This window comes from Streptomyces violascens, assembly GCF_014649955.1.
In the GTDB taxonomy this organism is placed as follows: domain Bacteria; phylum Actinomycetota; class Actinomycetes; order Streptomycetales; family Streptomycetaceae; genus Streptomyces; species Streptomyces violascens.
Genome location: NZ_BMUA01000029.1, coordinates 18317 through 43761 on the forward strand (window position 1 = coordinate 18317; position 25445 = coordinate 43761).

At 69.1% G+C, this 25445-nt stretch carries 25 protein-coding genes and 2 tRNA genes; 10 read left to right on the forward strand and 17 right to left on the reverse strand.

The annotated features are described in order from the left end of the window. Positions 1 to 452 precede the first annotated feature (452 nt). Positions 453 to 722: a hypothetical protein gene (locus tag IE206_RS35075; RefSeq protein WP_189969508.1), complete on the forward strand. Its 270-nt coding sequence runs from the start codon at positions 453 to 455 to the stop codon at positions 720 to 722. Positions 723 to 1122: 400 nt separating this feature from the next. Here the strand turns inward: IE206_RS35075 and IE206_RS35080 are convergent, their stop codons facing one another. The 5 genes from IE206_RS35080 to IE206_RS35100 all read right to left on the reverse strand — a co-directional run bounded on the left by IE206_RS35080 (position 1123) and on the right by IE206_RS35100 (position 5930). Then, positions 1123 to 2031, reverse strand: coding sequence for a phosphatase domain-containing protein (locus IE206_RS35080; protein WP_189969510.1), 909 nt, complete (start codon positions 2029 to 2031; stop codon positions 1123 to 1125). Then, positions 2031 to 3116, reverse strand: a complete 1086-nt coding sequence (locus tag IE206_RS35085) for an RNA ligase (protein ID WP_189969512.1) — start codon at positions 3114 to 3116, stop codon at positions 2031 to 2033. Before IE206_RS35085 ends, IE206_RS35080 begins: the two co-directional genes overlap by 1 nt. Positions 3117 to 4002: 886 nt before the next feature. Next, positions 4003 to 4866: an endonuclease domain-containing protein gene (locus tag IE206_RS35090; RefSeq protein ID WP_229853292.1), complete on the reverse strand. Its 864-nt coding sequence runs from the start codon at positions 4864 to 4866 to the stop codon at positions 4003 to 4005. Between the two features lie 228 nt (positions 4867 to 5094). Then, positions 5095 to 5409 (reverse strand): hypothetical protein, encoded by a 315-nt coding sequence (locus IE206_RS35095; RefSeq protein ID WP_189969514.1) that lies wholly within the window; start codon positions 5407 to 5409, stop codon positions 5095 to 5097. Between the two features lie 209 nt (positions 5410 to 5618). Continuing rightward, positions 5619 to 5930, reverse strand: coding sequence for a hypothetical protein (locus tag IE206_RS35100; RefSeq protein WP_189969516.1), 312 nt, complete (start codon positions 5928 to 5930; stop codon positions 5619 to 5621). A 641-nt stretch (positions 5931 to 6571) separates the two neighbouring features. Here IE206_RS35100 and IE206_RS35105 point away from each other — a divergent pair. After that, positions 6572 to 7594 carry a hypothetical protein gene (locus IE206_RS35105; RefSeq protein ID WP_189969518.1) on the forward strand — a complete coding sequence of 341 codons (1023 nt, stop codon included), beginning with the start codon at positions 6572 to 6574 and terminating at the stop codon, positions 7592 to 7594. Between the two features lie 300 nt (positions 7595 to 7894). Here the strand turns inward: IE206_RS35105 and IE206_RS35110 are convergent, their stop codons facing one another. After that, complete coding sequence (locus IE206_RS35110; RefSeq protein ID WP_189969520.1) at positions 7895 to 8539, reverse strand: hypothetical protein; 645 nt, start codon at positions 8537 to 8539, stop codon at positions 7895 to 7897. A gap of 285 nt (positions 8540 to 8824) precedes the next feature. On the opposite strand from IE206_RS35110, the gene IE206_RS35115 reads away from it, so the two are divergent. After that, entirely contained in the window at positions 8825 to 9367 is a 543-nt protein-coding gene (locus IE206_RS35115; protein ID WP_189969523.1) for an IS1096 element passenger TnpR family protein, read from the forward strand. A 217-nt stretch (positions 9368 to 9584) separates the two neighbouring features. Here IE206_RS35115 and IE206_RS35120 read toward each other — a convergent pair whose 3' ends face one another. From IE206_RS35120 to IE206_RS35170, 11 genes are all read right to left on the reverse strand, one after another. Then, positions 9585 to 10151, reverse strand: a complete 567-nt coding sequence (locus tag IE206_RS35120) for an RDD family protein (protein ID WP_189969525.1) — start codon at positions 10149 to 10151, stop codon at positions 9585 to 9587. Positions 10152 to 10453: 302 nt separating this feature from the next. Continuing rightward, entirely contained in the window at positions 10454 to 11824 is a 1371-nt protein-coding gene (locus IE206_RS35125) for a hypothetical protein (RefSeq protein ID WP_189969527.1), read from the reverse strand. A gap of 308 nt (positions 11825 to 12132) precedes the next feature. Beyond that, positions 12133 to 12840 (reverse strand): GNAT family N-acetyltransferase, encoded by a 708-nt coding sequence (locus IE206_RS35130; protein WP_229853293.1) that lies wholly within the window; start codon positions 12838 to 12840, stop codon positions 12133 to 12135. Positions 12841 to 13170: 330 nt separating this feature from the next. Beyond that, complete coding sequence (locus IE206_RS35135; RefSeq protein WP_229853294.1) at positions 13171 to 15060, reverse strand: ABC transporter ATP-binding protein; 1890 nt, start codon at positions 15058 to 15060, stop codon at positions 13171 to 13173. Positions 15061 to 15242: 182 nt separating this feature from the next. Next, positions 15243 to 15650 carry a lasso peptide biosynthesis B2 protein gene (locus IE206_RS35140; protein WP_189969650.1) on the reverse strand — a complete coding sequence of 136 codons (408 nt, stop codon included), beginning with the start codon at positions 15648 to 15650 and terminating at the stop codon, positions 15243 to 15245. A 5-nt stretch (positions 15651 to 15655) separates the two neighbouring features. Then, positions 15656 to 15943: a PqqD family protein gene (locus tag IE206_RS35145; RefSeq protein ID WP_189969529.1), complete on the reverse strand. Its 288-nt coding sequence runs from the start codon at positions 15941 to 15943 to the stop codon at positions 15656 to 15658. Beyond that, positions 15937 to 17682 carry an asparagine synthase-related protein gene (locus IE206_RS35150; RefSeq protein WP_189969531.1) on the reverse strand — a complete coding sequence of 582 codons (1746 nt, stop codon included), beginning with the start codon at positions 17680 to 17682 and terminating at the stop codon, positions 15937 to 15939. The genes IE206_RS35145 and IE206_RS35150 overlap by 7 nt, the downstream gene beginning before the upstream one ends. A 95-nt stretch (positions 17683 to 17777) precedes the next feature. Then, on the reverse strand, positions 17778 to 17948 hold the full coding sequence (locus tag IE206_RS35155) for a hypothetical protein (protein ID WP_189969533.1): 171 nt from the start codon (positions 17946 to 17948) through the stop codon (positions 17778 to 17780). Between the two features lie 144 nt (positions 17949 to 18092). Further along, positions 18093 to 19247 carry a M20 family metallopeptidase gene (locus IE206_RS35160; RefSeq protein WP_189969652.1) on the reverse strand — a complete coding sequence of 385 codons (1155 nt, stop codon included), beginning with the start codon at positions 19245 to 19247 and terminating at the stop codon, positions 18093 to 18095. Between the two features lie 54 nt (positions 19248 to 19301). Further along, positions 19302 to 20018, reverse strand: coding sequence for an XRE family transcriptional regulator (locus tag IE206_RS35165; protein ID WP_229853295.1), 717 nt, complete (start codon positions 20016 to 20018; stop codon positions 19302 to 19304). Between the two features lie 828 nt (positions 20019 to 20846). Continuing rightward, on the reverse strand, positions 20847 to 21476 hold the full coding sequence (locus tag IE206_RS35170) for a hypothetical protein (protein ID WP_189969535.1): 630 nt from the start codon (positions 21474 to 21476) through the stop codon (positions 20847 to 20849). Between the two features lie 793 nt (positions 21477 to 22269). On the opposite strand from IE206_RS35170, the gene IE206_RS35175 reads away from it, so the two are divergent. The 7 genes from IE206_RS35175 (at position 22270) to IE206_RS35205 (ending at position 25424) form a co-directional block, all read left to right on the forward strand. Further along, positions 22270 to 22923, forward strand: a complete 654-nt coding sequence (locus tag IE206_RS35175) for a hypothetical protein (protein WP_189969537.1) — start codon at positions 22270 to 22272, stop codon at positions 22921 to 22923. Continuing rightward, positions 22923 to 23129 (forward strand): hypothetical protein, encoded by a 207-nt coding sequence (locus IE206_RS35180; RefSeq protein WP_053726651.1) that lies wholly within the window; start codon positions 22923 to 22925, stop codon positions 23127 to 23129. Before IE206_RS35175 ends, IE206_RS35180 begins: the two co-directional genes overlap by 1 nt. A gap of 90 nt (positions 23130 to 23219) precedes the next feature. Continuing rightward, positions 23220 to 23555: a hypothetical protein gene (locus IE206_RS35185; protein ID WP_189969539.1), complete on the forward strand. Its 336-nt coding sequence runs from the start codon at positions 23220 to 23222 to the stop codon at positions 23553 to 23555. A 677-nt stretch (positions 23556 to 24232) separates the two neighbouring features. Then, positions 24233 to 24304, forward strand: a tRNA-Arg gene (locus IE206_RS35190). Between the two features lie 80 nt (positions 24305 to 24384). Next, positions 24385 to 24455 (forward strand) — tRNA-Trp (locus tag IE206_RS35195). A gap of 133 nt (positions 24456 to 24588) precedes the next feature. Next, positions 24589 to 25197, forward strand: coding sequence for a hypothetical protein (locus IE206_RS35200; protein WP_189969541.1), 609 nt, complete (start codon positions 24589 to 24591; stop codon positions 25195 to 25197). After that, the gene (locus tag IE206_RS35205) at positions 25194 to 25424 is read left to right on the forward strand and encodes a hypothetical protein (protein WP_189969543.1); all 231 of its coding nucleotides are present in this window, start codon (positions 25194 to 25196) and stop codon (positions 25422 to 25424) included. The genes IE206_RS35200 and IE206_RS35205 overlap by 4 nt, the downstream gene beginning before the upstream one ends. Positions 25425 to 25445: the final 21 nt, after the last annotated feature.

Sequence of the window (25445 nt, forward strand, 5' to 3'; positions counted from 1 at the left end):
GATCGTCGTCGATCAGCCACTCGAGGAACTCGAGGCGGTACCACCAACTGCCCGGGGCCAGTCCCAACTACACGCGAGAGGGACGGAGTTCAGCCGACGTCATTCGCTCGTGGTCAGGCGCGCCGGGCGGGCTGGCGTGGTTCTGATTGGTCATGCGCGCTCGCCCGCCACGCTGTACGAGCTGACGTCCACATCCCGTCGGATCCGATGGCGGTTGACGGCAGGGTTAGATGACAGACGGGGTCCGATGACGCGGCAGAAGCAAGGAGCGACGTGGCCAATCTGGTCTCCATGCGGGTGTCGACCGACCAGCAGTCGACCGACCGCCAGAACCTCGTTCTGGGCGAAGACGTGGCTTTCTGAGGTGAGAAAGGACGCGGCAGGCAGCCGTGTACCTGGCGCCGCTTCGTGAAGCGTCTGACAAGCAACGGATACTCGACCACACTTGCCACATGCCGACTGTCCAACTGCTCCTGATCCTCATCATCTACGCCTCGCTCGGCATGGCAGTGGCCGCCTGGCGCAAACGTGGTCCCTCCGATCTACTCAAGCGTGTACTCAAGCATGCGCAGGACGACCCCGACGCCCCGCCGGGAGTCGACACACTCCCAGCCCCTGTGATCGTGATGATGATCGCCATCCTTTTCGTCTTCGCTCTGGCCATCTGGCCCTACTTCTTCGGCCGGGAAATTCACCGCCGTCTCCGTCTCCACAAGTCCTGAGCCTCACTGACTGCCACGACCCGCAGCGGCCCGAGGCAACGGCCCAGGCGCCGGGCACACCATGGACACCACCGTCACAGTGAACCGGCGGGGCTTTGTGTTTCCTCGCCCTGGCCGGACCTAGACCCGTTGGGGGTGCTACGTGTCCCGTCATCGACGGTGAGTCGGGATACCAGAGGGCGAGGCGCAGGAGGAAGTGAAAGGTCGAGCGGACGGCAGCGCGGCGGGCGATCTCTTCCTCGGAGGGCTTGGAAACGACGAGCCCCCCGGCCATGGCCGGGGGTCGTGGAAGCAGGCCAGACCCAAAGGCCCGGGCTGCCCGCCAATTCTCGGACTGACTCCCCCCAAGCAGCACGCCACTTCGAGGACGCCCACTACCAGAGGGGCAGGTGGGGTGGTGTCAGAAGTCACCGTCAGCGACCTGAAGCACGGTCAACCCGATCCCCCGCCATGCCTTGACGACCTGGCTGCGGTCATCGAGTACGCAGGTGACGTTGTAGGCGTCGCGTACGTGGGCGTCGAAGAGTTCGACCTTCACGACCGAGTCCTTGCGGGAGTCGCCGGTGGGCCGCATGAAGGGGCCGTCGTACGGGACGCCGATATGCTCGGTGAGCCATGCCTCGGTGGCGTTCCGGCAGCTGTCGGTACGACCCGAGAGGAACACGATGCGCTGGCCTGCCGAGTGCAGCGCCCGCACGACGCTGATGACCGGAGCGTTGGGAAGGTCCTGGTGTACCCGGGTCTCGTCGAAGGGGCTGCGGCCGTCCATCAGGGCGACGGTCCCGTCGATATCCACCAGGACGGCCTTGGGGCTGTCGGGCTTCGGCTCGTACTCGCGCCTCACCGGAGCGGCCGTACAACTCTCCTCCGGCAAGGGGAGCGGCGACGGCTTCCCCGCAAGGAAGCGCTGGTGCAGCCCGCGGATAGTGCCCTCCCCGACGGACGCATCACGGGCCACGTCGCGCTCCAGGCAGGTGTCCAGCGGCACGTGGGTGAAGTCGTGCACCTGGAGCTCGGCGCCGGCGCGGTCAGCGAGGCGGGCCAGGTCGCGGGCGACGCGCTGCGGCAGGTTGGTGTCGTCACAGACCACGTCGTAGCCCTGGCGGAGCAGCTTGAGGATCGTCGCGTCCCTGACCGCCATCACGCGCTTCTCGGTGACGCCCTTGATGTGCTCGCTGGAATCGAGCATGGCGCGCAGGTCGTCGCGGTTGACGCGCACCCGGTCCGCGCGGTTTTCGGCGGTCCAGGTGCGCGCCCAGGTGGTCTTGCCGCTGGCGGGCAGGCCGCGGGTGAAGTGCAGGGTGGGCATCAGGAGTTGTCCTCGGTGGTGTTGACGGGCCGGACGTCGGCCTCGGGCCGCAGGGTGCGCCAAATCTTGTCGGAAGGGTCGCGGCCGTCCAGGAGCATGAACAGCCAGGCGCGCATCAGCGAGCGTCCGGCGAGCACGGCGTAGTCCTTGCGCGTCCATCCCCTCGGCAGGCCGTCGAGGATGCGCTGGTGCTCCGCGCGGGCCTCGGCGAGGATCGCGTCGCGCTGCCTGGTCAGGTCAGCCGCAACGTCCTTGACCCAGTCGTGGAACTCGTCAGGCAGGCCGTCCCAGATCTCCGCAACGCTGTCACCCGCACCGAGCCGCTCCCAGACCGCGCGGGCGTTGAGCCCGGTGATGATCCGGTGCAGTGCCACGTAGTCGTCCTGCTTGACCTTGATCATGGTGTGGTCGCGGCCGGGGAAGCGCAGCACGAAGCCCTCGGCGCCGGGGCGCGGCGACGCGGCCAGGGCGTCGGCGAGCGTGTTGAAGGCGAAGGTGTCGACGCGGGGGCCGTCCCATGGCAGCTCGTCAGCGGGCAGCGGGGCGCCGGTGGCGATGTCGACGCCGCCGAGCAGCACCAGGTCGTCCAGGGGGCCGTAGTCGCAGACGATCCGGTTCTCCGGGAAGATGATCTCGAAGAGGTAGGTGACGCCGGGCTTGATCGACGCGGTGTCCGCGTAGCGCTCCTGCCAGACCTTTGTCGCGTGAACCGCCTGGTCGGAAGCGAACGAGCCCCGAGTCGCGATCGCGTAGCCGCCGTCGGCGACGGGGTAGAGGATGCCGAGCGAGCCGTCCAGCTTGTCGGTCACCACGACCGGGTCGTCAAGGCCGAAGGTGCTCTCGGGGTACTCGGAGTAGTTAAAGAACTTCGCGTACGGCCGGGCAAGGACCCGTCCCTGGTCGTCGATGACCAGCCCGCGGCACTGCCGGGTGACCTCGGTCCACTCTCGCTCGAACTGGGCCTTCTCCGTGTAGTTGAGGATGCGAAGCGGCAGGGTCGGGTGCAGCTGCTCACGGACGTAGCCAGCATCGAGGCTGCGCGCGAGAAGAGCAGGGTCGAGAAGGTCACCTATGTGGGAATGCATTGCCTCTCCTGAGCTGGGGCGGAATGAACGATCATGCACATGCGGCGGCGCTTGGCACCTGCGGATTTCTCGGGGCGGGAGCGCCCGTGTGAGCTGTTCAGCCGTCCGGCACGGGGCCTTCCGGCCCTCGTACGGAAACGGGGATCGCAGGCGGCGCGCGGGCACTTAGTGGGCAGGAGCCAGCGAGTACAGGTCGCCCGGCCCTTTGACCCAGGCAACGCCCGCCGCAACCAGCACCAAAACCATGAGCGCGAAGAACAAGGACGACTTCACGAAACCCCTGAGATTGGCATAGCGCTCTCCCGAACACCTAATCACTACTATACCCGTAAAGGGGGTGTCCGTCAAATTTATAGGGCAGACGCTTCTGGCGGGATCGCCTCATGCGCGGGTGCGGTGGGTCACCGCGATGCCCTGGAACCTCCGCCAACCGTCATAACCCGGCGGAATGCAGGGATGGTTGTCGAGCATCGGGCGGAGGATCGCGTTCGGCCTACCGAGCGTCGCGTCGGAGAAAACCAGCTTTCTGGCCGCACACGAGGGGCGGGACGTCGCACTGGCGGAGCGGACTCGGACGTTCGGTGAACACCAGCGAACATCGCCGAAGGTTGCCGACCCCTGGGGCAGCCCAGCCGGCCGCCCCACGACCACGCCGGATAACTCCTGACACGCCTGGACAACTCCCCTACCAGCAGCGACAGAAGAGCCACGGCGCAGCGCTCCCGGCTGGTGGAAGGGCAGCGAGGGCGCAGCGGGAACCTTCCCGCGAGGGCGCTGGCAGAGCCGGAAGCGGGCACGGCGCCCGAGGGGAGGCCCAGCGTCATGCCCGCCTCCCGGGTTTCGCAAGGTCAACAGGGAGACACCACGCGGCCTGGCCGGCGGCTGGTCAGGCCGCGTGCCCGCACTCCGTGTGCGTGTACGACCTGTGCCCGTACACCGAACGGGCGTCGCCGGTGAAGGGCTTGAGCAGACCGCGCGGGACCGGGCTGTTCACCCCGTCGTCCGGCTCGAATGCGGTCACGACGACGTTCTCGTGCCCCAGCGCGCACCGAAGGCGGCGGTGGTGGCGGTCCGCCTCATCGGCATCCTCCAGCGGGCCGGTCTTAGTCCATTGGGTGTCGCGGGAGGGCGGCCGGCCGTCATCTGTCCAGTACACGCAGGGGACCGACAGCAGCTGGCGCACCTGGCGCAGGCCGTCCGCGAACTCCTTCTCGCTCAGGCTCAGATAGGACAGCTCCCCCAGGTACCAGGCCAGCGCGGCCGTTCCGCCAGCCTCGAACCGCCAGTGCAGGTACGCCGCCTGGTTCTGCATCCGGCGCCGGGGGACGCGCAGTGCCGCCTCCATCGACCCCAGCCAGCTGTTGCAGCTCCGGCACAACACGCCGCGCACCCGACCCATCCCCGCGTCGTGGTCGACGGCGGCCGACGGCCTGCGCCCGCACAACTCGCAGTCGGGGCGCTGCCGAAGCAGCCGGGCCCGCTCAGCGTTCGACATCCGGGCGTACACCAACTGCGGGTCGCGTCGGGTCTGCCACTGCTCGGCCGGCACTACCGGGACCGGGACCGCTCGGGCCCGGTGCGGCGCGGGAAACGGGCGGGGCTCGTCCGTCGTGCTCGCCAGGCGCCCGCCGACCAGGGCGCCGGCACTGAGCGGGCGCTCGATGGGCTCAGGGCGTACCGGGGCGTCGGCAGGGGCGCCTGTGCGGCGCAGCCTTGCCAGTACGGCCATCAGCCATGCCCACCCGGTCATCGCCGTCTCCTTCCGGCCCGTGCACCGCCGGCTGCAGGAGGGCGCCGCCGGCCATGCCCATCATCTGCCCGGGCCGATGGGCCGGGCTACCACCGGGCCGCTCCGCTCACGGGGCGGGCTTCCTACCGGGGCGGGGTGTGCTCTGCCGACATGTCTGCGGAAGGGCGGAGGCGCCCGTACCTGCACGTTGATCCTGCCGAGGACCGCAGGACCCCACTCCCGGCTCGGTCAGGCGTCGGCTGCGGGTTCCGTCTCCTGGCGAAGCCGGTACACCCGGCCGTTGATGCACAGCACGGGAGCGGAAGCGGGATCACAACTGGCGGACGCGGCGAACATGTCCCCGGCCGCCTGGACCATCGCCTTCAGCTCGGGCCGGCGGCTGCCCAGGACGTAGAGATGGTGGGCCATGGCGCGCGCCGCCGACTTGCGCGCGCGATGCCGCAGCACGACCACTGGTGCCGACAGGGCGTCGCCGGCCGTCTCCTGGCCCTCGAAGACCAGGCGGGCGGGAACGCTCTCCGCGACCCAGACCGATGTGTTCATGGAACTCCCCCTAGTGTGCGGTGCGGACCTCGTGCGGGCCTGAATGGTGCGCGGGCGTGGCTCAGGGCTGGTGATGGGCAGATGCGAGGGTGCGCCGCCGGATGGCGGGCCTCGTCGTCGGGGCCTGGCCGGCCAGTTCGGCCGTCGCCCCTCGGCCGGGACGCGTGCGGAGGCGCAGAGCCCCGTCGGCGGCGGCCCTGGACGCCCCGCTAACGAACGGGCTCCGACATCTGCCTCATCGACGCCCAGAAGCGTTCCGGGGAGTTGGCAAGGACCCCACGCGGGTGCCCGAGCAACTGCTCTACGTCGCTTGCCACGCGGAGCCGCTGCTCCTCGTCGGTCCAGTGCTCGGCGAACTGAAGGCAGTCGGCAAGCATCAGCTCCAAGGACTCCACGATCTGGTCCAGGTCCTGCGCATCCAGCCCGGACGCCTCCTTACGCTCTGCCTTGAACGACTCGATCGACGCCTCAATCTCGCGAACCACGGAGCGAACGCACTCGCTCTTCGAGAACGTGGCCATGCGGGACTCTCGATTCATACAGCTCCTCCACGGGGCGAACGGTGCACTTGCATCACTCATATTCACTAATGTACTCCGTACCGCATCATGAGGCAACTTTTAAGGGTCGCCATAGGTGGTCGGACCCCGCCCCGTAGTCCCGGGCATGGACGAGCGCCCTCCGCGGACTGACAGCCAGCAGCAGCGCGCCCTCAACCGCCCGATCCCTACCACTGCACCGCGCGCCCACGGGGCCAGCAGCGGCCGCGGAGTCCGTGCCCGCGGTGCTGCCGGGTGAGTGGGCGGCCAGGTGCGAAGCGAGCAGCGGGCGCCCAGCGGTGCGTCGAGCCGGCGCCGGAGCGGGGCCAGGTCGGGTGGCTGGGCGCGGCGTTCGGCCACACGGATGAACACGCTCAGAATCGTCCGCCTTTCGAGGTAGACGACGATGAACTCGCGCAGCAGTCGGCTTACAGTTCAGGCGGCCAGCCACGTACGCCACCTCGTCACCGCAGCCTCTACCACGCCCACGCCCTGGTGGAGGGGTGACCAAGGCGCCCCCCGGGTCAACTCCCGGGCAAGTGCCCGTGTCCCCATCTGCCAGGCCTCAACGGCCGTATTGACCTTCCGAGCGGGAGGGCGTGGATCCCGTCAGGGAGGCCCTCATGGCCAAAGATCGATCGAGCGCCCAAGTCGCCCGGATCCGCACCCAGATGGACCGCAGCGGACAGAACTTCCGTGCCGCACGAGCAGCAGTGCTGAAAGCACGATCGCAGGGATCACACTCTGCATTGCAGGCAACCGTCATCGTGATGACCTGCGGAGGGGCCAACGACGCGACCGGCACGGCTCTCAATCTCGGCGCGGTGTGGGCGCAAGAGGGGCAACGAGTCCTGGTCATCCGGGAGGATGATGCTCTCCATCCCTTCGCACCCCCGCGGCGGCTGCCGCAGCCGGCTCCCGAACTCCCGTTCAGCCCGCCCCTAACGATGGACGCCGTCGCCCCGGGCGTCCTGGCCGAGCTGGTGGTCCAAGACGACTTCGCCGTCGCCAAGAGCGGAACGGCTATGCACCAAGCTCTGGTACGGGCACGCCCGCAATACGACTCCATCCTCGTCGTCCAGGAGGATTGGTCAGCCTCGATCGATGACCTCGCCGACGCTGCCGTCGCCATCACCCGCCGCGCTCCGGTCCCATGGAGCACACGCCACTATGTACTCCAGCAAGGCGTCAAGAAAGCCCATGAGCATCTCTACTCTCCCGCCCAGGCGGCCGTGCTCGTCGTCGATCAGTATCGGTTTCAACTGCAAGAGACTCGCCACCTGTTGACACCCTTGCTGGGCCTGCTGCTGTCGGGACCGGATCACCCCGACGGTGACCTGCCGAGCCGGTCATTCCAACGAGCAGTGCTCAAAGAGATGGTGGCCTTGGGGTGGCCGGTGCTGGCATCGGTGCCTGACATCCGACTCGGCCTCTACCCCAGACCACAAGGATCCGGCATGGACAAGCGGTGGCCGCTCCTCACAGTGGCAGAGCCATCTTCGCCCGCAGCCACGTCCCTGCGCCGAGCGGCGCGCTCGCTTCGAAAGGCAGCTGACAAAGCAACAGGTCGCCCGAACCAGAGATCGTCGTCCGCGTACGCAGCGGGGCGCCCCGGCCAGCAGGTCCCAGGGGCGGCGCCCGAATAAGGGTCGAGCCGCGGATGTGCGCTCGGCTTCCCGTTACGCACCACAATGTGCGTAACGGGAAGTCTGAAACCGGACAGGGCTGCTCACCCCATGCCTGGGGTGTTCATGCAGGCAAGCGCAAGCCGGAGCCGCGAGGCGGGGTTGCGCGGGCTACACGAGCTCAGCCTCGCCACCGCCTCTGCCGTGGCGTTGATAGGGCTCCTCGGCGCCGCGCTGACACGCTCACCTCCACCACGTCCGGTAAAGCCCATGCGGGGCCGGTTAGTCGAGGTCACTCAGCCGGTGGGGCGGGATGTCGCTCTACCGGCGGCGCGGGAATCCTGTGAACCGCTCCTGGCGGGCGAGGCTGGTCAACAGCCCATCCGTTCCCTCGGTTTGTTCGCGTTCGGCCGCCTGCCACAGGGGCAGTACGTCCTGGACCTCGACCTCGTCACCCTCCAGAGCGTGCACAAGGGCTCGCACCGTGTCCCAGCGGGCCAAAACGGTTCCGCTGAGAACGTTCCTCACTGCGGCTGCAGCAGGACCCCCCGTCACCGCCTCGACGTAGCGCCCGAGGGCCTCGGTGGAGGGCGACCCGGCTCGAAGGTAGAAAACTTGGATGCTGTGGGCGAAGGCCCGCAGTGCGGGGTAGTCGGCCAGCGGAGGCAGGCAACTGGGACCGGGACAGTACGCCCGCACACCGACGGTGCCGGTACCCAGTACGAGCGCGCACGTGTCAGTGCTGGCGCCGCATCGATGGCACTGCCAGCTGCTGACCTTCTCTCCCCATGGCAGGGGCTCGCCCTTGTGGAATGACGTGAGCATCATCTCGCCCCAGGCACCGGGGTCAGCCCAGGCGCCGGGTTCCGCGGCCCCGCCGCGCCGGGCCTGGATGTACTTGGTGCCGCTGCGTTCCGCGCGGCTGCGGGCCCGGGATTTGGGACCGTTGGCTCCGCTCTTGGTCATGACAGCCTCCGATACGGGACCCCACGCATCCTGCCGGGCTCGGGCGCCAACAGCGCAGGCAAGGGCGTATGCACTCCACGGGCCCGCGCCGGGAGGTCCCGGGGGTCCTTGGCCACCGTCCGGCAACGTGGGAGCCGGACGTATCAGGCGAACGGCGTGCGCGACCTGCCGCTGAACGGCAGCCTACCCGGCAGCACCGAGATGCCCCAGCCCGCCTCGTTGGCGACGGTTGCCGCCGCCTCGTTCCCGGTTTGCTCTGGGCCTGTTCATGGGCAGGAGCTCGTCGTGTCACGCACCTGGCTTTCCATCCGCGTCGAGCTGGTTTCGGGTCACGGAGCCGACTTCTGGCCGCGGCCTGGCCGGATCTTCGCGGCCGCCCGGACGCACTGCTTCACTGAACTCGCCACGGCCATCGACGCCGCCTTCGGCCGCTGGGACCTGTCGCACCTGCACCAGTTCACGCTCGCGGACGGAACCGAGATCAGCCCGCTGGAGTGGTGGGACGACGAAGCCCCCGAGGGCACCGTCGACGGAGCTGCCACCCTTAGCCGTCTCAAGGCCGGCGCGAAGTTCGCGTACGTCTTCGACCTGGGCGACTACTGGGCCCATCTCTGCACTGTCGCCGAGCAGCGCATCGACCCGCTGAGGGCGCTCGGCGAGCGGCCCAGCAGCCCTGCGCCGTACTGGGGTTGGGGGGACCTTCCTGATCAGTACGCGCGGCGGTGGGACGGCGATGACGGTGAGTCACCGCAGCCCAAGCGTCCCGCCGGTGAGCTCAGCGATCTGCCTCCGATCCTGCCTGGCTGGGGCGAGCGCCCAGGGCGCTGACCGTTCCTGCGGGGCAGGTGATGCGGTCATGGCAATGCCCACTGCGACGCCGTACGGAACCGATCCTCCGGGGCCCGCCGGTCGGCTCATCGATGGGCATGAGCGTCCCCTGGGCAGTGGGAGTCGTCCCGGTCTGCGGCGTCCGGATGGGCCCCCGGAGGGCGATGGGCTGATAGCCGGCGGACGGTTGGGTGGGTAGGAACGTCTGTGCGGGGTTCTATCGCGCTACGGCCATGGTGTCGGCGACCTTGTCGTGCAGGCACTGCTGATATGGCTTGTCCCAGCAGCACCAGAGCGAGTTGAGCAACCCGAGGACCGGGATGATGCTCGCCACGGGCCAGAAGACCTCCCGGCTCAACGCACGCCAGAATCCAATGGTTTGTCCCGTCTCGCGGCGCACGATCCGTACCTTGCAGATGCGCTTGCCCAGCGTGGAGCCGTACTTCCCTATGCAGAGCGGGTAGTAGAGGACGCCGGAAGCCACGACCCAGATGAGGAGGAGCGTGCGAGCGGTGGAGCCGCCTCCCGCATCGATCCACATGCTCAGCCAGATACCACCGGTGGCCATGTACCCGACGTACCACAAGACCAGGTCCAGCACTCGCGCGCCGAGCCTGGAGCCGAGGTCGGCCAGGCCGAACGGAGCGGCCATGCTTCCCATGTCGGCGGGCGTGCCGTACGGCGCCGGGTAGGGCTGATACATCGGGGTGTTGCCGATCGAGCCAGGGGAAGGCGGAGCGGCTGAGTGCTGCGGGTACTGCGGGTACTGCGGGAGGTTCGACATGCTTTCCTGTCTGAATAGATGTGGCGCGCAGTGATCCTACGGCGGAGCGATCGGGCGGAGGTGGCCGCGTTGGTGGCAGTGCTCTGCCGGGTGAAGTCGATCGGTGCCGACGCCGGCTCGCGGTAGCAACTGAACCGAGAGCCGGCGTCGGTGCCGTCTGTATAGGCGGGCAGCCAGTCACTCAGCTCGTTCGTTCTGCGGCGTCGGGCAGTCTGTCTGACGGCGGAGCAGAGTGGCGGCCGCGGCGGGCGGATCCTGGTCGAGGAACCCCACGGACGCGACCGCGGCCTGCTCCTGCTCGCTCAGCTAGCGCGGGCCGACTCCAGCTGAACTCTCGTGTACGTCGTCGCGCCGGATTGAGGAGTGTTCCGCAGCAGCTCGAAGAGGCCGTTCTCTGCCTCGTCGGCGCCGGACGTCATCGCGGGGGCAGAGATGTCGTCCAGCAGAGCCCCCAGGAGCTGGGCGAGGGTGTGACAACCGGTCCCGGAGTAGCCCCAGCCCACACCCCAGCCCTCACGGTGCGGCGCGAACCACACCGTGCCGTCCTCGGTACGGATCCAGCTCGTCTGCCCGCTCACGACCAAAGCGGCGAGCGGAGAGCGGGTAGGTAGGCGCTGCAGGCACAGGGTGAAGATGTCTTCCCGGTCAGTGCCGGGGGCCCGGCGCAGCGCCGGGACGCCAGTGGCCGGGTCAAACAGCAGAACATCGGACTCCCCATGTGCGTTGTCGAGGAGATGCTTCTCCAGGACCGTCGGAGCCTGTCCGCGGTTTGCCGGCACCAGGCGCTGTTCCCACTCCCGGGTGACCGCGCAGGCCTTCGGGTCGACTATGACGACGCCACCGGTATGCCAGTCCTGTCCGCCGTCCCAGCGCTGAACCAAGTCGGCTACACGGTGGGCCACGACATCCCGGCGCTCGGTGATGGCGAGCCAGCTGGCCCTCCGCACCATCTCCGAGGGCTCGGCCGGCTCCGGGTGACGCAACTCGGCCGGGACCGCGCCCAAGAGGAGGTGGGCGCCGTCGCCGCCTTCAGCCGCGTTCTCCTGTAGTTCGGTGATGTGGCGAGTGACGGCGTCGTGGTCACGGGCTCGGATCTCCCGGACGAGGTGCAGGCAGAGTTCAGCGGCTGGGGAGCCGTCCGGCTCGGCCGCCGCGAGATCGGCTGCCGCGCCGATGGGGTTGGTGACGTGGCAAGCCGGGACCACCGCGGGCGGGGCGCCCGGCTGCCACGCGGCGATCGCGTCGCGGTCCCGCAGCGTGGCGAACCAGTACGGAGCGCGCTGTCCGAGCACTGCCGCCAGGCGGGCCCACGTCGTCTCGTACTGGTGGGCGCCCTCGTCCATATCGCAGGCAACCAGCTTGGGCACGTACGGGTCGGAGACTTGAGTCGCCGCCATCGCCACCGCCACGCACGCGTACCGGGCACCAGCACGGTCCCGGTGACGTTGGCGCAGCGCCCGGAGCGCGCCGTGCACGCTGCCGTTGCCGTCGTGCAGCGCGTACGCGAGCCCGAACCCGCCTCGGTCGGTCTCCCAGCGCAGCACGGCGTAGTCGTCGACGAACTCCACCTCGTCAAAGTCGGCTCGCGGGCCTCCAGCCCAGCTCTCCAGCCACGCCCTGTCCTCGCCGCTGGTGGCAGCATCCTCCGGTGCCCGTCGGCTGAAAATGCTCATGAAAACCCCTCCTCGACATCACGATGCGGCCCATCCGGGCCTGGACCGAACTCGACACTGCACGCGGACAGGTACTTGCGGGACGTCGGCCTGCTACATCCCGCAAGCCCCCGGACAACGAGCAGCGGCGTTCACCACCGATCCTGGGAGCACCGGCCTGTGGACAGAGGCGCCCGTGCGCCAGCGGACGGGTAGAGCCGCTCCAGCCTTGCTGCATCAACTCCGGGACCGCGCGGCGCAGATCGGCAGCAGGTTGGTGCAGTTGCCGAGTACGCCGGTGACAGTGGGTAATTCCTTGCCATGTGGGTTCACCGGATGGTGAGCAACTCTCCGAGGACACCGGCGCGGTAGGAGACACGCGGGGCCAATGGGCGCGCCAGATGCCGCATCGACGCAGTGGCCGGGTACCGGATCCGGCCGGCAGGCAGTCCCAGGTCGAGTGGAGCCCCGGGCGGCAGGACATGAAAGCCGACGGCCTCGTAGTACCGCTCCAAATGCGGCTTATGGGTGTGGATTCCGCCCAGCATCGCCTCGTAGCCCTGGCCGCTGTAGAAGCGGATCATTTCGTTGACGAGTCGGTGCCCCAGCCCCTGGCCGCGGGCGCTGTCGGCCACCGACACCGCTTCCAACTCGACGAGCGACCTCGACAGCCTCAGGCACAGTTGCCGGCCCAGAGTCGACTCCATCTCCATCAGCCACTCCACGGGCGGGATCGCATGAGCGAGGCCGACCACCTGTCCCTCAGGGTGCTCCTGGGCGAGCAGCAGGGTCGAGGTGCCGAAGTGTGCTGGCATGCAGAAGCCGGTGCGCATCCGGTTGATGATCTCCTCGGGCATCGCGGCATCCATGAAATCCACCGGCTCCAGGAGGGCGCGCACCACATCGGGGTCATCGTCCATGGTGGCTGGGCGGATCAGGTACCGCTCCGGTATCACAACGCCGAGAACGGCATCGGGCCCGGTCGCCGCCTGCGGCGCATTGCGGCGTTCTGCGCGTCGTCGAGAAGCTCGTCCCATGCCTCTCATTCTTCCCCAACTCTGCTCAGAGCGGCGTGCGTTACGCCCTCACCTCCTCGACGCCAACCCCGCGGCGGGAATGGTGTTGCCGAACGAGACGGCCCTCTCGCATGGCCGAACTGTGAGAGAGGGGATGCGTATGAAGACCAGCAGCGACACCCGGTGGGATTTCGTCCAGATCATCTGTGCCGACTCGATCTGGAACTGACCACCCGGCTACCAACTGAGCTCCGGACCCAAGGGCCGGAGCTCAGTCATAGGGACTGGCCACCCTGAAGTCGTGCCAACGTATCCGATCCCCCGCCCGAGCAGACAGGGCAACTTGCCAGGTCATGCTCGGTCGTCCTGCAGCATGAGCATCTCGAAGAAGATCGATGTTGCTCCGCGGCTGACGAGGTCGTCGTACGTCCCCGTCTCGGCGACGCGGCCCTGATCGAGGACGATGATTCGGTCAGCGAGACGGGTGTTGGCCAGCCTGTGTGTGATGAATACGGTTGCCCGCCCTGCGGCGAGCGTCTTGAGCCGGGTGTAGATCCGGTGTTCGGCGCGGGCGTCGAGCGCGGCGGTCGGCTCGTCCATCACCAGCACCGGGGCATCGCGATGAAACGCTCGGGCGACGGCGACGCGTTGCCACTGTCCGCCGGACAGATCGTGTCCGCCCCACCAGGAGCGGGCCAGCGATGTGTCGAGCCCGTGAGGCAGGCCGGCGATGACGATGTCGGCGCCGGATGCCTCGGCGGCTGCGTGGACAGCGCTGTCGCCGTCGGGCCTGGGCTGGCCAAGGGTGATGTTTTCGCGGGCAGCCAAGGGCCAGCGAGTGTAGTCCTGCGGCACCAGTGCCACCTTGGACAGCACCCCTGCCGGGTCGGCGTCGGCCAGGTCCAGGCCGTCCCACCTCACCGACCCTGTCGTGGGGAGGAAGAGACCGGTCAGCACCCGGGCCAGGGTGCTCTTGCCGGCGCCGTTCTCGCCCACCAGGGCGATGACCTCGCCTCGCTTGAGATCCAGGCTGATGCCGTCGAGCGCGGGCCGGTCGGCTCCGGGGTAGGTGAAGGAGACATCGCGGGCGGTGATCACCTGCGGTCCATCGTCAGCGACCCGGGCCGAACCGCGGTGGGCTGTCCAGGGCTTGGCCACTGCGAGGAAGCGCGCCCAGTCGTCCAGGGACAGCGAGGTGCGGAAGAGCCGGGCCCCGGCCCGCACCGTGGTGGCCAAGGCCGTCCCGGAGGTCCGCACCGCCAGTGCGGCGGTCCCCGCCCCGGCCAACTCCATACGTCCGCTGGCCACCAGGAGCACGAGCATGCCCCAGGTGGCGGCGGTGCCCACGGCGGTGAGCGCGTCGCCGATGCCCTGTACCACCAGTGCCTTATGGGTGGCCTTGAGCTGTTCGGCCTCCAGGCGGCTGGAGACGATCCGGTACTGCCGGATCAGGAAGCCGGCCATGGTACCCGCGCGGACCTCATCGGCGGTGTTCCGCTCGGTGGTGTAGGAGCGGAACACATTGCGGAGCCGGGAGTCCGCCAGGTTGCGGTGGTGGGCGGCGTGTTCGATCCGCGCCCCTCGCACCGCGCCCCAGGCGCACGGGATGACGGAGAGGACCAGCAGCGGGAGCATCACCGGGTTCAGGACGGTGACGACGGTCGCGGCGGCGGCCAACTGGGCGGCTGCGGAGGTGAGGAGCTGGGCGTCGAGGATGAGGTCGCCGGTCTTGTCCGCGCCGTCGGAGGCGGCGGCGTGGGCGTCCTCGAAGTCCGGTTCTTCGTAGGCGACGAGCTCGGCGGCAGTGGCGGCGGTGATGACTTCGAGGTCGGCCTCGCGGACGGCCTTCGGCGCGAGCCGGGCGGCGGCCGCGCGGGCAGCGGCATCCAGCACATAGCGGCCACCAGCCGCGAGCGCGAGGACGATCACGGCGGTCAGGTTGGCGCGCAGACTGGCGGCGATGTCTGCGGTGAACACGGCGGCCAGCACGCGGGTGGTGGCCGCGAGCCCGGTCGCGGTGAGCGCCGCGGCGCCGATCTGGCAGGTCAGCAAGGTCAGGACGGCAGGGCGGTCGGTTCGCCATCCCAGGCGGGCTGCCTCGTTGAGCGTGCGGGGCAGACGGCGCGCTATGGCCCAGGTGGACAGGTTGACGCTCGCCTCGAAGTGCCGGTCGGAGGCCAGGCGCATCACGGGCGGCTGGCCCGTTGCGGTGACGGGCGGCGAGGATACGGAAGTGCTCACTGCCCAATCAGGGAGCCGAGCCGGGCGGCGGGGCAACGGAGTTGTTCCGCACCTTGGGGATCGTTCCAGGTCGTCCGCATCGGGCGTCAATCGCGACATGCGGTTTTCACTCGTTCGAGTGATGCTGTGGTCCGGGACAGGGAGGCTCGGGCGGCCCCGGACCACAGCGGCCCGGGCGCCGTCTACGGGACAGCGAGGACCGGTGTCCAGGGCCGGTCGACGGCGTCGCCGATGTCCCGGCCGACCGCTCCCTCGGGGACTTCGGCCCAGGCGTGCGCGGCGTCGGGCAGGAAGCGGGCGCCGAGCACCCAGCGGGCCTGGCGGCCGGTCAGCGCGGTCGCGATGACGGTGGCGAGGCTGATCTCCATGCAGGCGATCCGGCCCGGCCACCAGGAGGGGATGACCGCCAGCACAGCGGTGTATAGGGCTTCGAGGCGGGTGCGGCGCGCATACGGCAGGCCGCGCAGCAGCCGCACGGCGCCGATCTGCCAGCGCAACGGCCACTGGCTCATGACCAGGGACAGCGCGAGCGCGACGGCCGCGACCAGGCGGTCCCGGCGCGGCGCGGTCGGCCGGGCAGTGGGGACCATGACCGTCACCGCCACCACCTCCGCCGGGGTGAGCGGGCGGTGTCGACAAGCACCCCGGTGGCCACCAGGTGGTCGACGAACACGGCGATCTGCTCGCCGACCACCTGCGGGTCCTGGCCGGTGGGGATGGCCACTTCGTCGGCGAGCCCGGCCGTGCCGCCGCGGACGGTGACGGCATGCCAGATCTTCGCAGCGTCCGCATCGAGCATCAGCCACGCGCCCCGCCGGACGTCGAGCACCGCCGTGCCGTACGGGCCTGCGGCGTAGTGGACATGGGATGCAGGGGTCAGCACGCCGTCACCTCCCTGCCCACCCTCTGGCCGGTCAGCCACCAGCACGTCACGGCCAGCTGGTGGAGATCGGCGATCGTCGTGGCGCTCTGGCCTCGGGCTGCCTGGGCGAGCGTGGCGCGGACGGCCGCGGGGTCGATGAGCCCACCGGCCACGAGGGGGCTGGAGGCAATCAGTTCATCCAGCCGGCCTTGGTGCCGGGCCAACCCCTTGATCCTCTGGGCCGTGAAGGAGCCCTTCGAGCGGCGGGAGGTCAGCCAGTGCGGGAGTTCGGGCAGCGCGGCCGGCAGCAGCGGCTTGTAGGTCGCCATTCCGCGGCGGGCGAGCGCCGGGACGGCGAACGCCGCCCGGACGACCTCGTTGTCCAGGTAGGGGTACACCGGCTGAATGCCGAGCGCCTGGGCGTAGGGGGCCCAGCCTCGGGCAGAGGCGCCCACCGACCGCAGGGCGGCCCACTGGTCGAACTCGTCGGCCAGCTCGGGCTGCTGGCTGTGGGCGGCCTGGCGCAACAGCGCAGCCACCTGCTGACGGCCCTCGCCGGTCAGCCACGAGGCCCCGGCCCCGAGCCGGCACCACGACCAGCAGGCCGCGGCCGGGCTCGGCGTGGCCGCCCCGCGCTCCAGCGCGTTGGCGGCGCGTTCCAGGGCGCCGGCCCGGCCGAGGTCGGCGGCCTGCTTGAGGGCCTTCCAGTACGGGCCTGGGGCGGTGTTGCGCATGCGGGCGAACGCCACGACCTGGCGGTGGGCCTCGCGGCGCCCACCGTCTTGCAGCAGGCGGACCCAGCAGGAGCTTGAGGCGTCGAGCACCACGTCCCCGCCGTGCCCGGTCAGGTGCAGCGGCAATCCGCGTACGGGGCGCAGGTAGGAGGTGTCCATGGCGTACATGGCCGCCTCAAGCACCGGCTCGGTGCCCGTCGACTGCCCGGCCGGGAAGGAGAACGGCAGCTGATGGTCAGTGCCGGTGGCGACCGTGTGCAGGGCCCCGGTGTGCTCGGCGACGCGGGTGGCGAACGTCGCGTCCTCCCCGCTGGTGTAGCTGTCCGTGTATGTCACGGCGTGCACGGAGCCTGCGTCGGCGGCGAGCACGACGGCTGCCGAGGAGTCCAGCCCGCCCGACAGGTCCGCCCCCACCATCCCGTCGGCGGCGCGGACCCGCTGCTGGACGGCGTTGGTGAGAGCGCGGCCGAACCGGTCGGCGCCTTCGCGCAGTTCGTCCACGGGCTCGACGCCGGTGATGTCGACGAGCTGCGGCGGCGTTCCCTGTGCGAGTAACAGACCGAATCCGCCGGGCAGCATGCGGATCCCTTCAAACGGGCTGCGGTGCGGCCAGTGGTGCTCGCCCGCCGTCAGCCGCGCCGCCAGTAGCGGCAGGTCGGGTGCGAGCGGACGTCCCAGGAGTTCGGGCATGCTCGCCCAGGCCGTTTCCGTCCCGTGCAGCGTGTAGTACACGGCCCGGATGCCGGCGAGGTCGCCGCACACGAACCGCTGCTGCCCGTTGCCGGCGACCACCCAGTACGAGCCCGGCCACCGGGTCAGCTGGTCCCACCGGCTCGCCCGTACGGCCTCCAGCCCGGTACGAAGCTCCTGTTCGGTCACCGGGCAGTCGCCCAGGACCGCGAGGACCACCGGGCCCTCGACGGCCGCCCGTACGCGCGTGCCCGGAGTTCGGCGCACGTCACCGAGCCCGTCGATCGTCCATCCGTCCACGGCGGCCGTGCCGCCGGTCACCCACTCCTGTTCCATCCGTTCGCCTCCCCTTGATCAGCCCTGTGACGTGCCCGAGGGCCGACCCTCATTGGCCGGCCCTCGGGATACTCGGGTCAGGTCCTGCGGGCTGGTCAGCCCTCGAAGTAGTTGGTCTTGTCCGAGTCGTTGAACGTCTGTCGGCCCAGGGTGAGGGTCACCACCGGGTGCGCGCTGACCTGCGGCGCGAAGCCGCCGGTGCCCGGCACCGCGGCGAGCTGCTCGTCGACGACAGGCTGGATGGTGACGATGGTCTGCTCGGCCATGACCGGCCTCCCTTGTCTCGGGGGATATGGAGGTGGTGCGTGGTGCTGCCTCCATGTCACCGCGACTGAAGTCCCCTTCCTAGAGACGGAGTTGGGACCTTTCTGGGAGTTGATCTGGGAGAAATCTGGGACGTGACTGGGACGTCACTCCTGCATGAGGGCGAGCACTGCCCTGAGGTAGACGGTGTACACGGCGCGGAGTTCGAAGAGGTGAGCACGCTCGTCGATGCCGTGCAGCCCCTCGTACGGCACTCCGAAACCGGCGGTGGCCGGGATGCCCTCGCCGGCGAGCAGGTTCCCGATGTTCGACGGTCCCGCCGTTTTCGCCTTGACGGCGAGCCCTGCCTTGGCGGCAGCGCTCAGCAGGGCGGAGGCAGGCTGTTCCTCCTCGGTCAGGTGGAAGGGCGGCCAGGTCGCGACCAGGGTGACCTCGGTGGGCTTCGGGGCGGGCAGCTCCGCGTCGAGCTCGGCGACGGCTTTGCGGACGAGGGTCTCCGCGTCGTGGGCTTCAAAGGACGGGGTGGTGCGCACGTCGACGTTCAGATCGCACCGGTCGGGGGTGACGGAGAAGCCCTGGCCGCCGTGGAAGGACGTCACCGACAGTTTCGGTGGCAGCGGGAACCCCGACTCGCCGTCGATGCCGGGTAGTTCGGCGGCATCCAGCAGGCCCACAAGACGGGCGGCGCGGGAGATCGCACCGACCACCGTCCGGCTCGATCCGGAGTGCCCGGAGGGGGCGTACACGGCGAGGGACGCCCGCCACAGGCCCCGGCCGCCGACCACGACCTCGTCCAGGCCCGGGTAGCCGATCATCACTCCGGCCGGCGTGACCGCGGCCTCGTCGACGAGGAAGGCGTGGGCGCCGCCGAAGCCGCCCGTGTGCTCGTCGACATCCAGCAGCACGGCGAGCCCGCCGCGCAGCTCAGCGGCACGAGGCGCAAGGTCGGCGGCAATGTGGCAGAACATCGCGGCAGCCAGCTTGGAATCGGCACTCCCCCGGCCAAGCAACCATCCATCCTTCACGTCGCCACTGGCCGGCGCGAACGACCAGGCAGTCTCATCGCCATACGGAGCGGTGTCCACGCATGCGTCCAGAGCCCACCACGGGCCGGGCCGGCCCCCGGAGATCTCCACCAGCAGCCCCACCAGACTCCCCGCGTCGTCGTGCAGACGCCGGTGCGGCAGACCATGTACCGCGAGCCAGTCCTCCAACACACCCAGGACAGGGCCGTACTCGTCGATCCCGGCCCGGCTCGGACGGCGGATCAGCTCCTGGGCCAGCTCCACCACCGACGCCATACGGGCCTCGGCCACCTGTAGAAAGTTCTCGCTCACGCCGCTCCCCACCACGGATCAGTTGTGCCGTACCGGCAGCGCACGGACCGCCTCGATCGCCTCCACCGGCCGCGCCGAGGCACACGCCTCCCGACCATGGTGAACCAAACCAACCGCCGCCTCCCGACTGAGCAAGACGCCGCAGTCAAACCCGTCCGACCCGTGAAACGACGGCAGCGGCACCACCGCGGCACTCTCGGAAGCCACGAAGAAACGCTCCAGGGCCTCCGCAGGCTCGACGAGCCCAATGTGGAGCGTCTTGACGCCGTTGCGGCGCGCCGATGGATCACGCAACTCCAGCAGCCGCACCAGATGATCGGCCAACGCCCGGTGCCGGGGCGGCCCGTAGAGCACGCGGTAGTGCACCAGGTCCGGGTGCTGCGCCACCGCCGTCTCAATCGCCGCCAGATACGCCTTCTCCCGGCTCCGGCTACCGGTGACCACCAGCTGCTCGCGCGCCCCCGCCACGACCGCGACCATCGCCTCGATCAGATCCGTCCAACGGGTGAGCACCTTCACGACCACAGCCGTCCCGGTGGTCTCCAACGCACTGGTGGTCGCGCCGTCCTGATGGGCGAACAAGACCTCCGACCGCTCGCCGTACAGCTCGCACAGCCCGGCCCGGTTCCGCTTGCCCGTACGGCGCCGTCCGGACTCGAAAGAGCTGATCAGAGTCCCATCCGCCGACTGCCCTGTGATCGCATTCAAGGCATCGGCAGCCTCCTCCAGCGTCATATTCCGCGCGATCCGGGCCCTCTTGAGCGCTGAGTCCGTACTGCCGGCCGCGGCCACAGAAACCGCCCCCTCCCCTTGCATCAGCATGAGACGTGTCCGGAGTCTTCCCTGCCTCGCCGTGGTTCACCTCGTTCACTCCCCCGGGTGACAGCGGCTTCCCTCCAACGCCGCCAGCACGCTAGCGTCGGCGATCCACCACAAGGTGGCCCCGGGGTGCCTGGGGATGAACCGGTGCTACGCATGAGCAACACGCTAGCCGGTCAGGGCCCGCAGCTCGACGCCCCCTGCGAGCCCCTGTCGAGCCCGGATTTCCGGGGACGAACGGCGTCAGCCGGTTTCCTTGATGCGGTACCGGCTGACGCGCGTTCCTCAGTTCTCCCAAGCTGGGCACCTGTACACGTGTCGCCCGCAGACCGCGCCCGCGGAGGCAGCCCTGTCGTTCCAAGAGCGGCAGGCCAACCCGGCGCCCATGGTCTCCCCCCACATCACCTCACAGGCGCGGCGCGCGAGGCCTCCGACCTCCACCGCGGGATTTCCTACTTCTCCCGTGGCGGTTCCGGCGGGCGGCTGGTCGCCTGCTGCTATTCGATTCGCAAGTCTTCAATGCTCTTGGGAATCAGGAGAGTTGAAGTCCTCCCATCGGAGGTAAACCTGCACAGCCGGCCATCCTCCTTGGGGGCTTGGTCTGGTGGTTTCCGGGGCGGCCTTCCGTCACGGCGAGCGGGAGCTCCCGACCGCCCCGGAGATCATCCACTTTGCCAGGCGCCGCGAGGCCTTGGTCATCCAGGGCAGGGAACTACTAACGTCGTAGCTGGAGACATTCGCCCGTCAGTTGGTGGCCACCGGCGCAGGGTTGGCTGCCAGGTCCTCGGACGACGTGTCCTGACGTTCCGCCGCCGTGCCAGTACGGGCCCCAGGGGCTGGGCGGCTGTAAAAGACCGAACGGCGCTGCCGCGTCCGCTCCGCAACTCCCTTTGCTACGAGGTTTTCGAGGGTGGTGCGCACCACGGTGGCGGCGATGTTCCGCTCGGGATGGGCGGTGGCCACGGTGGTGTGGATTTCGGCTGCCGAAACCGGTTGGCCGGCCTCGGGGAGGTGGCTTGCGATCAGATCGCGGAGCGTCGGACCGTTCCCTCGTGCCTGGGTCTTGGTGGCGCTCTGCTTCTGCTTCTTCGCCCCGAGGTTGGGGAGCTCGGCCGAGGTGCGCGCCCGCGGAACCTGCCCGCCGGCCGGTGCAGCCTCACGGGGCGTCTTCCGCGTTTCGGCGACTGGGGTTGCCGTGTTACCTAGTGCCTGCTGCATCAAGATGAGCAGCGCATGATTGTCCTCCAAAACCTTCAACTGCGCCTGGAGCTCGTCGATCTGGGACGAAACGCGGTCGCGTTCCGCGACATTAGTCTCCAGGTCGTTGCGGACCTGATCCGCGTATTGCGACTGGAGCGTGGACTTTTCCGACATGTTGATGCTCCTCCGGATGTGTGTGCATGGAGTTCCTGCCGGATGGTACGTGTCTCCGCCGTGCACGCACACTGGCGCGATCACCCCGGCGCGTGATTGCCGGGGAACCAAACGCCGTGACGGTCTGCTCCGATTCGCCTTCCAGCCACGACATGGGGAACTCGGCCCACAGATGGCGGGCACGCGGCGAACCGGACGCGGCCGTCGATCAAGTTGGGCGACGCGTTGACGAAGCCGGCACGCTCGGCCTTGGCCTGGTCGCGAGCGCACGCGCGGTGACCATGGTGTCTTTTAGTCGCGGTCCTACCGTTCGGTCGCTCCGGCACCACCGGGACCTCGTTCTCCAGGTCCCGGCATCGCACTCTGGCTCTGGCGTTAGGTAACAACGTCCGAGCCACCCACAGGTCTCACCAGTTAGAACTGCGCGGGTAACTACGGATGAAACCACTCGTGACCCTTTTCATTTGACATACGATAGCGACGTGGGTAAAATTTAAAGAGTCAATGAGGGTGATCGTCCTCCTCAGCGCCAGACAGCGAAGGCCTGCTAACCCGACCTGCCTGGCAGGCCTGTAGCTCAGCCAGTAGAGCGGCCCCCACGCTATTCCCCTCGGGCCACCAGGCGGCTGCCGCGCCCATGAGGGCGCAGCGCGCCGCAAGGGCGCCGGAACTCCGCCCCCAGTAGGCCGAGGTCCCGGCTGCGACCTGGGCTGACGCCCACGCGATGCGACCGCGCCAGGCGCCCCGCGATGAAATTCACTCAGTTCGCCACGAACCGTTAGGACCTCACGCCATGCCCAAACTGAAGCCCGCCGACGCCGCCTACGCGTGGATGAGCACTCAGGAAGCGCCGGTGCCGTACGAGGACGTCGCTCACGCCATCGCCGACGACACCAACGCCGAGGAGTGGCGCGCCGCCCACATGGCCATCCTGGAACTCGAGGTCAGTGGGCGTCTGGTCAACCTGTCCGCCCGCGAGTGGGGCAAGGTCGGCGTCAAGGCCCGCAGCCCCCGCAAGGGCCGTCACCGCTACCTCGCCACCGACGCCCAGTACAAGGCGTGGAAGCGGCCCATGTACTCGGTGATGTGGGTGTCCTCCGACTTCATCGGCGAGACCGACGCCGATGCCTGGACGCGCGGCTACGCGCTCAAGGGCGTGAAGATCACCGGCGACGAGTACGACATCAACGGCATCCGCTCCGATGACTGGTCCCGCTACTTCTGGACCGGCCATGCCCGCAACGCGGCCGACGCGTACGCGCAGGGGTTCCTCGGGTGCGCCTACGACGTATGGAACAGGTCCGACTTCGAGGCAGACGTCGAGGAGATCGCCGAGATGGTCGCCCGCGTGCACGCCGAGCTCGTCGACGCCGACACCAGCGACCCCGAGTACATCGCCGCCGTCATATGTGACCTGCAGGCCCGCCGCGCTTCCGAGGCGGCCTGATGCTGTACCGCGCGGGAGAGGTCAACTGCGGCCACTGCCGTGAACCGCAGGGCATCGCCGTCGACGACTACAACGGTGAGACGTACGGGGACGGCGAGGTCACCTTCACCCGCGAGCCGTGCATGCGCTGTCGCGTCCACAGCCTCGGCATCCAAGAGCGTTGCGACGACGACTGCCCCGACTGCGAAGACCGCGGTGATGAGTGACGGCGGCGCGGCCGAGGATGACAAACCCGTTGGCGGCGGCATCTGCCCGCTGCCCCGTACCCGGCGGAACCGGGAGATCGGGGGAACCGGATGAGCCTGGAGCACTCCTTCCTCGCCGTGTACGGCGTCGAGCTGCCCGGGGCGGACTGGGTACACGTCTACGACCGCCTGGAGGAACTGCGTCGCGCCCAGAGCCCGGCCTGTGACGCCGAGGACGTGCAGCTCTTCACCGTCTCTGGTGACCGGGGGCCGTCTCGGGTGGTGATCGGGGCCGCCGTCGTGGGCTTCGAGCCCGGCAGCTGCAAGTCCGTACGCGACTTCACCCCGTCGCCCGAGCGGGACGAGGCCGTGCGCCGGGCCGCCGTGTCCGTGGGACACGCCGAACCGGTCGAGCCCGCCTGGTTGTTCATGTACGACCTGAGCTAGCCGGGTGCCGCTCTGCGGCTGGCCCCGTCGTCGGCGGGGAGGCACCCTCTACGACCCTTTTAATTTGACACAAGGGGGTGGGTGGCGTAAATTAGAAGAGTCGGCGGGGGTGATCAACCCCGCAGGCGCCGTACGGCACACGGACGCGGCCGATCCGCACCGTACGGCAGGCTCGCAGCTACAGGCGCTGGCCCTGAAGGCATTCGGGGCGAGGGTTCAACTCCCCACGAGTCACGACGTGTTGGCGCTCCACCCACCGGCGCTCCGGCAGGGCACACGCCAGCACATCAATCGGACCAGACCGACTGATCCTCGGTCGGGTTGAAGGGAGAAGGACGCTTCTCCTGGAGCGGTAGCTCAGTGGCAGAGACCCCGTTTGGGGTGGTCGCGGGTTCGAGTCCCGTCCGCTCACGACGTGTCAGCAGGGAGGTGAAGTTCCCCGCGGATCCGGCCTAGCTGACACGCATCCGTTTGCAGCACCTGGGGAGGTCCCGCAAACGGACCGGCCGTCGGCTGGGGAAGGCGATGGACGTGTCCTCGCGGACGCAACCTGATCTGGTCCCCGGCCGATGCCGGACATGCCCTCGTGGAGTAGTGGATATCTCGCCCGGCTCTAAACCGGGAGGTCGTGGGTTCAAATCCCACCGAGGGTACGCAAGTTGCGCATTGTGCGCGCCGCTCCTGTCGTTCAACGGAGAGGACGTCGGCCTACGAAGCCGGAGATCAAGGTTCGAGTCCTTGCAGGAGCATCCCATTTTTCCGCTGCCGCGCCGTCCACCGGTGCGCAGAGGCGATGGCCCCGGCCTCCGGGGCGCGATCGCCAATCCCAGGGGGTGTAGCTCAGAGGCAGAGCGACGGTCTCCAAAACCGGCAGCGCAGGTTCGATTCCTGCCACCCCCGCCGTGTCCCCTCCTTGCGATCCGTCGCGCCGCTGGACGTCTTCCTCGGCCGTCCCGGTCGAGGGAGATCGCCGACCGTCTCACTCGACGGGTTTGCCCGGCTGTTCCTGCTGCTCTGTAAGGGAGGCCCGCCCGTGGCCACGCAGTACCCGCTCTCCGGAGTGTCGAGGGTCATACACCCCGACGGCACCGTCGATCGCGTGGAGTTCCACGACCGACCGCAGACCGCGGACGAGACGCGAGTGTTCGCCAAGTACCGCGACTTGTCGCCGCTTGAGCTGATGCGACGGCTGCGCACCGCCGAGTGGAACGCGGACGTCGCCCAGTCCGAACGCGATCAGTGGAAGGCGAGCGTGCAGAGGCTTCAGATGGAACTGGCCCAGGCGGAGCGGAAGCTGGCCGCGATCACGCCGGACGGGTGGAAACTGCCCAAGACCGTCCGGGAGCTGCTCGCGCACGCCGAAGCCCACGGCTGGCGCTCTACGCGGACCTGGACGCCGCGGGGAACGGACGAGATGCTCCTGAAGATCGTCATCGGGCGGGACACCCTCCCCTCCGACGCCCCCCCGCGCGGAACCCAGTGGCGCTTCGAAGTGACCTGGAGCTGTATACCTGGCTCGGCCCGCCGGGCCCGTGCCGGCCTTGCTCGCACGCCTGACCGCCCGCAGTGGCATGACGCTCCGTCGGTGCGCAAGATCCGCGAACTGATCAGTGAGCACCCGTACGCGAAGGGCGCAGCGTGATCGCCTTCGCCGTCATCGGCGCCCTCGCTCTCGGCTACGCCGCGGGCCGGCTCCGGCTCTGGGAGCGCTTCGGGATGTGGGTGGAGGACCTGCTCCTGCCGCACAACCACAAACGCTGGATCGGCGACCGCAGGCGTGAGTGGGCCCTCTTCGCAGCCCTGGCAGTCACGCGGCCATGGGCCGCACTCGACGTCTGGCGGACGCGCAAGTCCCCGCAGACGCCCTGAACACCGTCCCCCGTCACCCTG

Coding starts and splice junctions, on each gene's coding strand:
- IE206_RS35075 (WP_189969508.1), top strand. CDS start 453: ATGCCGACTGTCCAACTGCTCCTGATCCTCATCATCTACGCCTCGCTC.
- IE206_RS35080 (WP_189969510.1), bottom strand. CDS start 2,031: ATGCCCACCCTGCACTTCACCCGCGGCCTGCCCGCCAGCGGCAAGACC.
- IE206_RS35085 (WP_189969512.1), bottom strand. CDS start 3,116: ATGCATTCCCACATAGGTGACCTTCTCGACCCTGCTCTTCTCGCGCGC.
- IE206_RS35090 (WP_229853292.1), bottom strand. CDS start 4,866: ATGACCGGGTGGGCATGGCTGATGGCCGTACTGGCAAGGCTGCGCCGC.
- IE206_RS35095 (WP_189969514.1), bottom strand. CDS start 5,409: ATGAACACATCGGTCTGGGTCGCGGAGAGCGTTCCCGCCCGCCTGGTC.
- IE206_RS35100 (WP_189969516.1), bottom strand. CDS start 5,930: ATGGCCACGTTCTCGAAGAGCGAGTGCGTTCGCTCCGTGGTTCGCGAG.
- IE206_RS35105 (WP_189969518.1), top strand. CDS start 6,572: ATGGCCAAAGATCGATCGAGCGCCCAAGTCGCCCGGATCCGCACCCAG.
- IE206_RS35110 (WP_189969520.1), bottom strand. CDS start 8,539: ATGACCAAGAGCGGAGCCAACGGTCCCAAATCCCGGGCCCGCAGCCGC.
- IE206_RS35120 (WP_189969525.1), bottom strand. CDS start 10,151: ATGTCGAACCTCCCGCAGTACCCGCAGTACCCGCAGCACTCAGCCGCT.
- IE206_RS35125 (WP_189969527.1), bottom strand. CDS start 11,824: ATGAGCATTTTCAGCCGACGGGCACCGGAGGATGCTGCCACCAGCGGC.
- IE206_RS35130 (WP_229853293.1), bottom strand. CDS start 12,840: ATGGGACGAGCTTCTCGACGACGCGCAGAACGCCGCAATGCGCCGCAG.
- IE206_RS35140 (WP_189969650.1), bottom strand. CDS start 15,650: ATGGTCCCCACTGCCCGGCCGACCGCGCCGCGCCGGGACCGCCTGGTC.
- IE206_RS35150 (WP_189969531.1), bottom strand. CDS start 17,682: ATGGAACAGGAGTGGGTGACCGGCGGCACGGCCGCCGTGGACGGATGG.
- IE206_RS35155 (WP_189969533.1), bottom strand. CDS start 17,948: ATGGCCGAGCAGACCATCGTCACCATCCAGCCTGTCGTCGACGAGCAG.
- IE206_RS35160 (WP_189969652.1), bottom strand. CDS start 19,247: ATGGCGTCGGTGGTGGAGCTGGCCCAGGAGCTGATCCGCCGTCCGAGC.
- IE206_RS35165 (WP_229853295.1), bottom strand. CDS start 20,018: ATGACGCTGGAGGAGGCTGCCGATGCCTTGAATGCGATCACAGGGCAG.
- IE206_RS35170 (WP_189969535.1), bottom strand. CDS start 21,476: ATGTCGGAAAAGTCCACGCTCCAGTCGCAATACGCGGATCAGGTCCGC.
- IE206_RS35175 (WP_189969537.1), top strand. CDS start 22,270: ATGCCCAAACTGAAGCCCGCCGACGCCGCCTACGCGTGGATGAGCACT.
- IE206_RS35180 (WP_053726651.1), top strand. CDS start 22,923: ATGCTGTACCGCGCGGGAGAGGTCAACTGCGGCCACTGCCGTGAACCG.
- IE206_RS35185 (WP_189969539.1), top strand. CDS start 23,220: ATGAGCCTGGAGCACTCCTTCCTCGCCGTGTACGGCGTCGAGCTGCCC.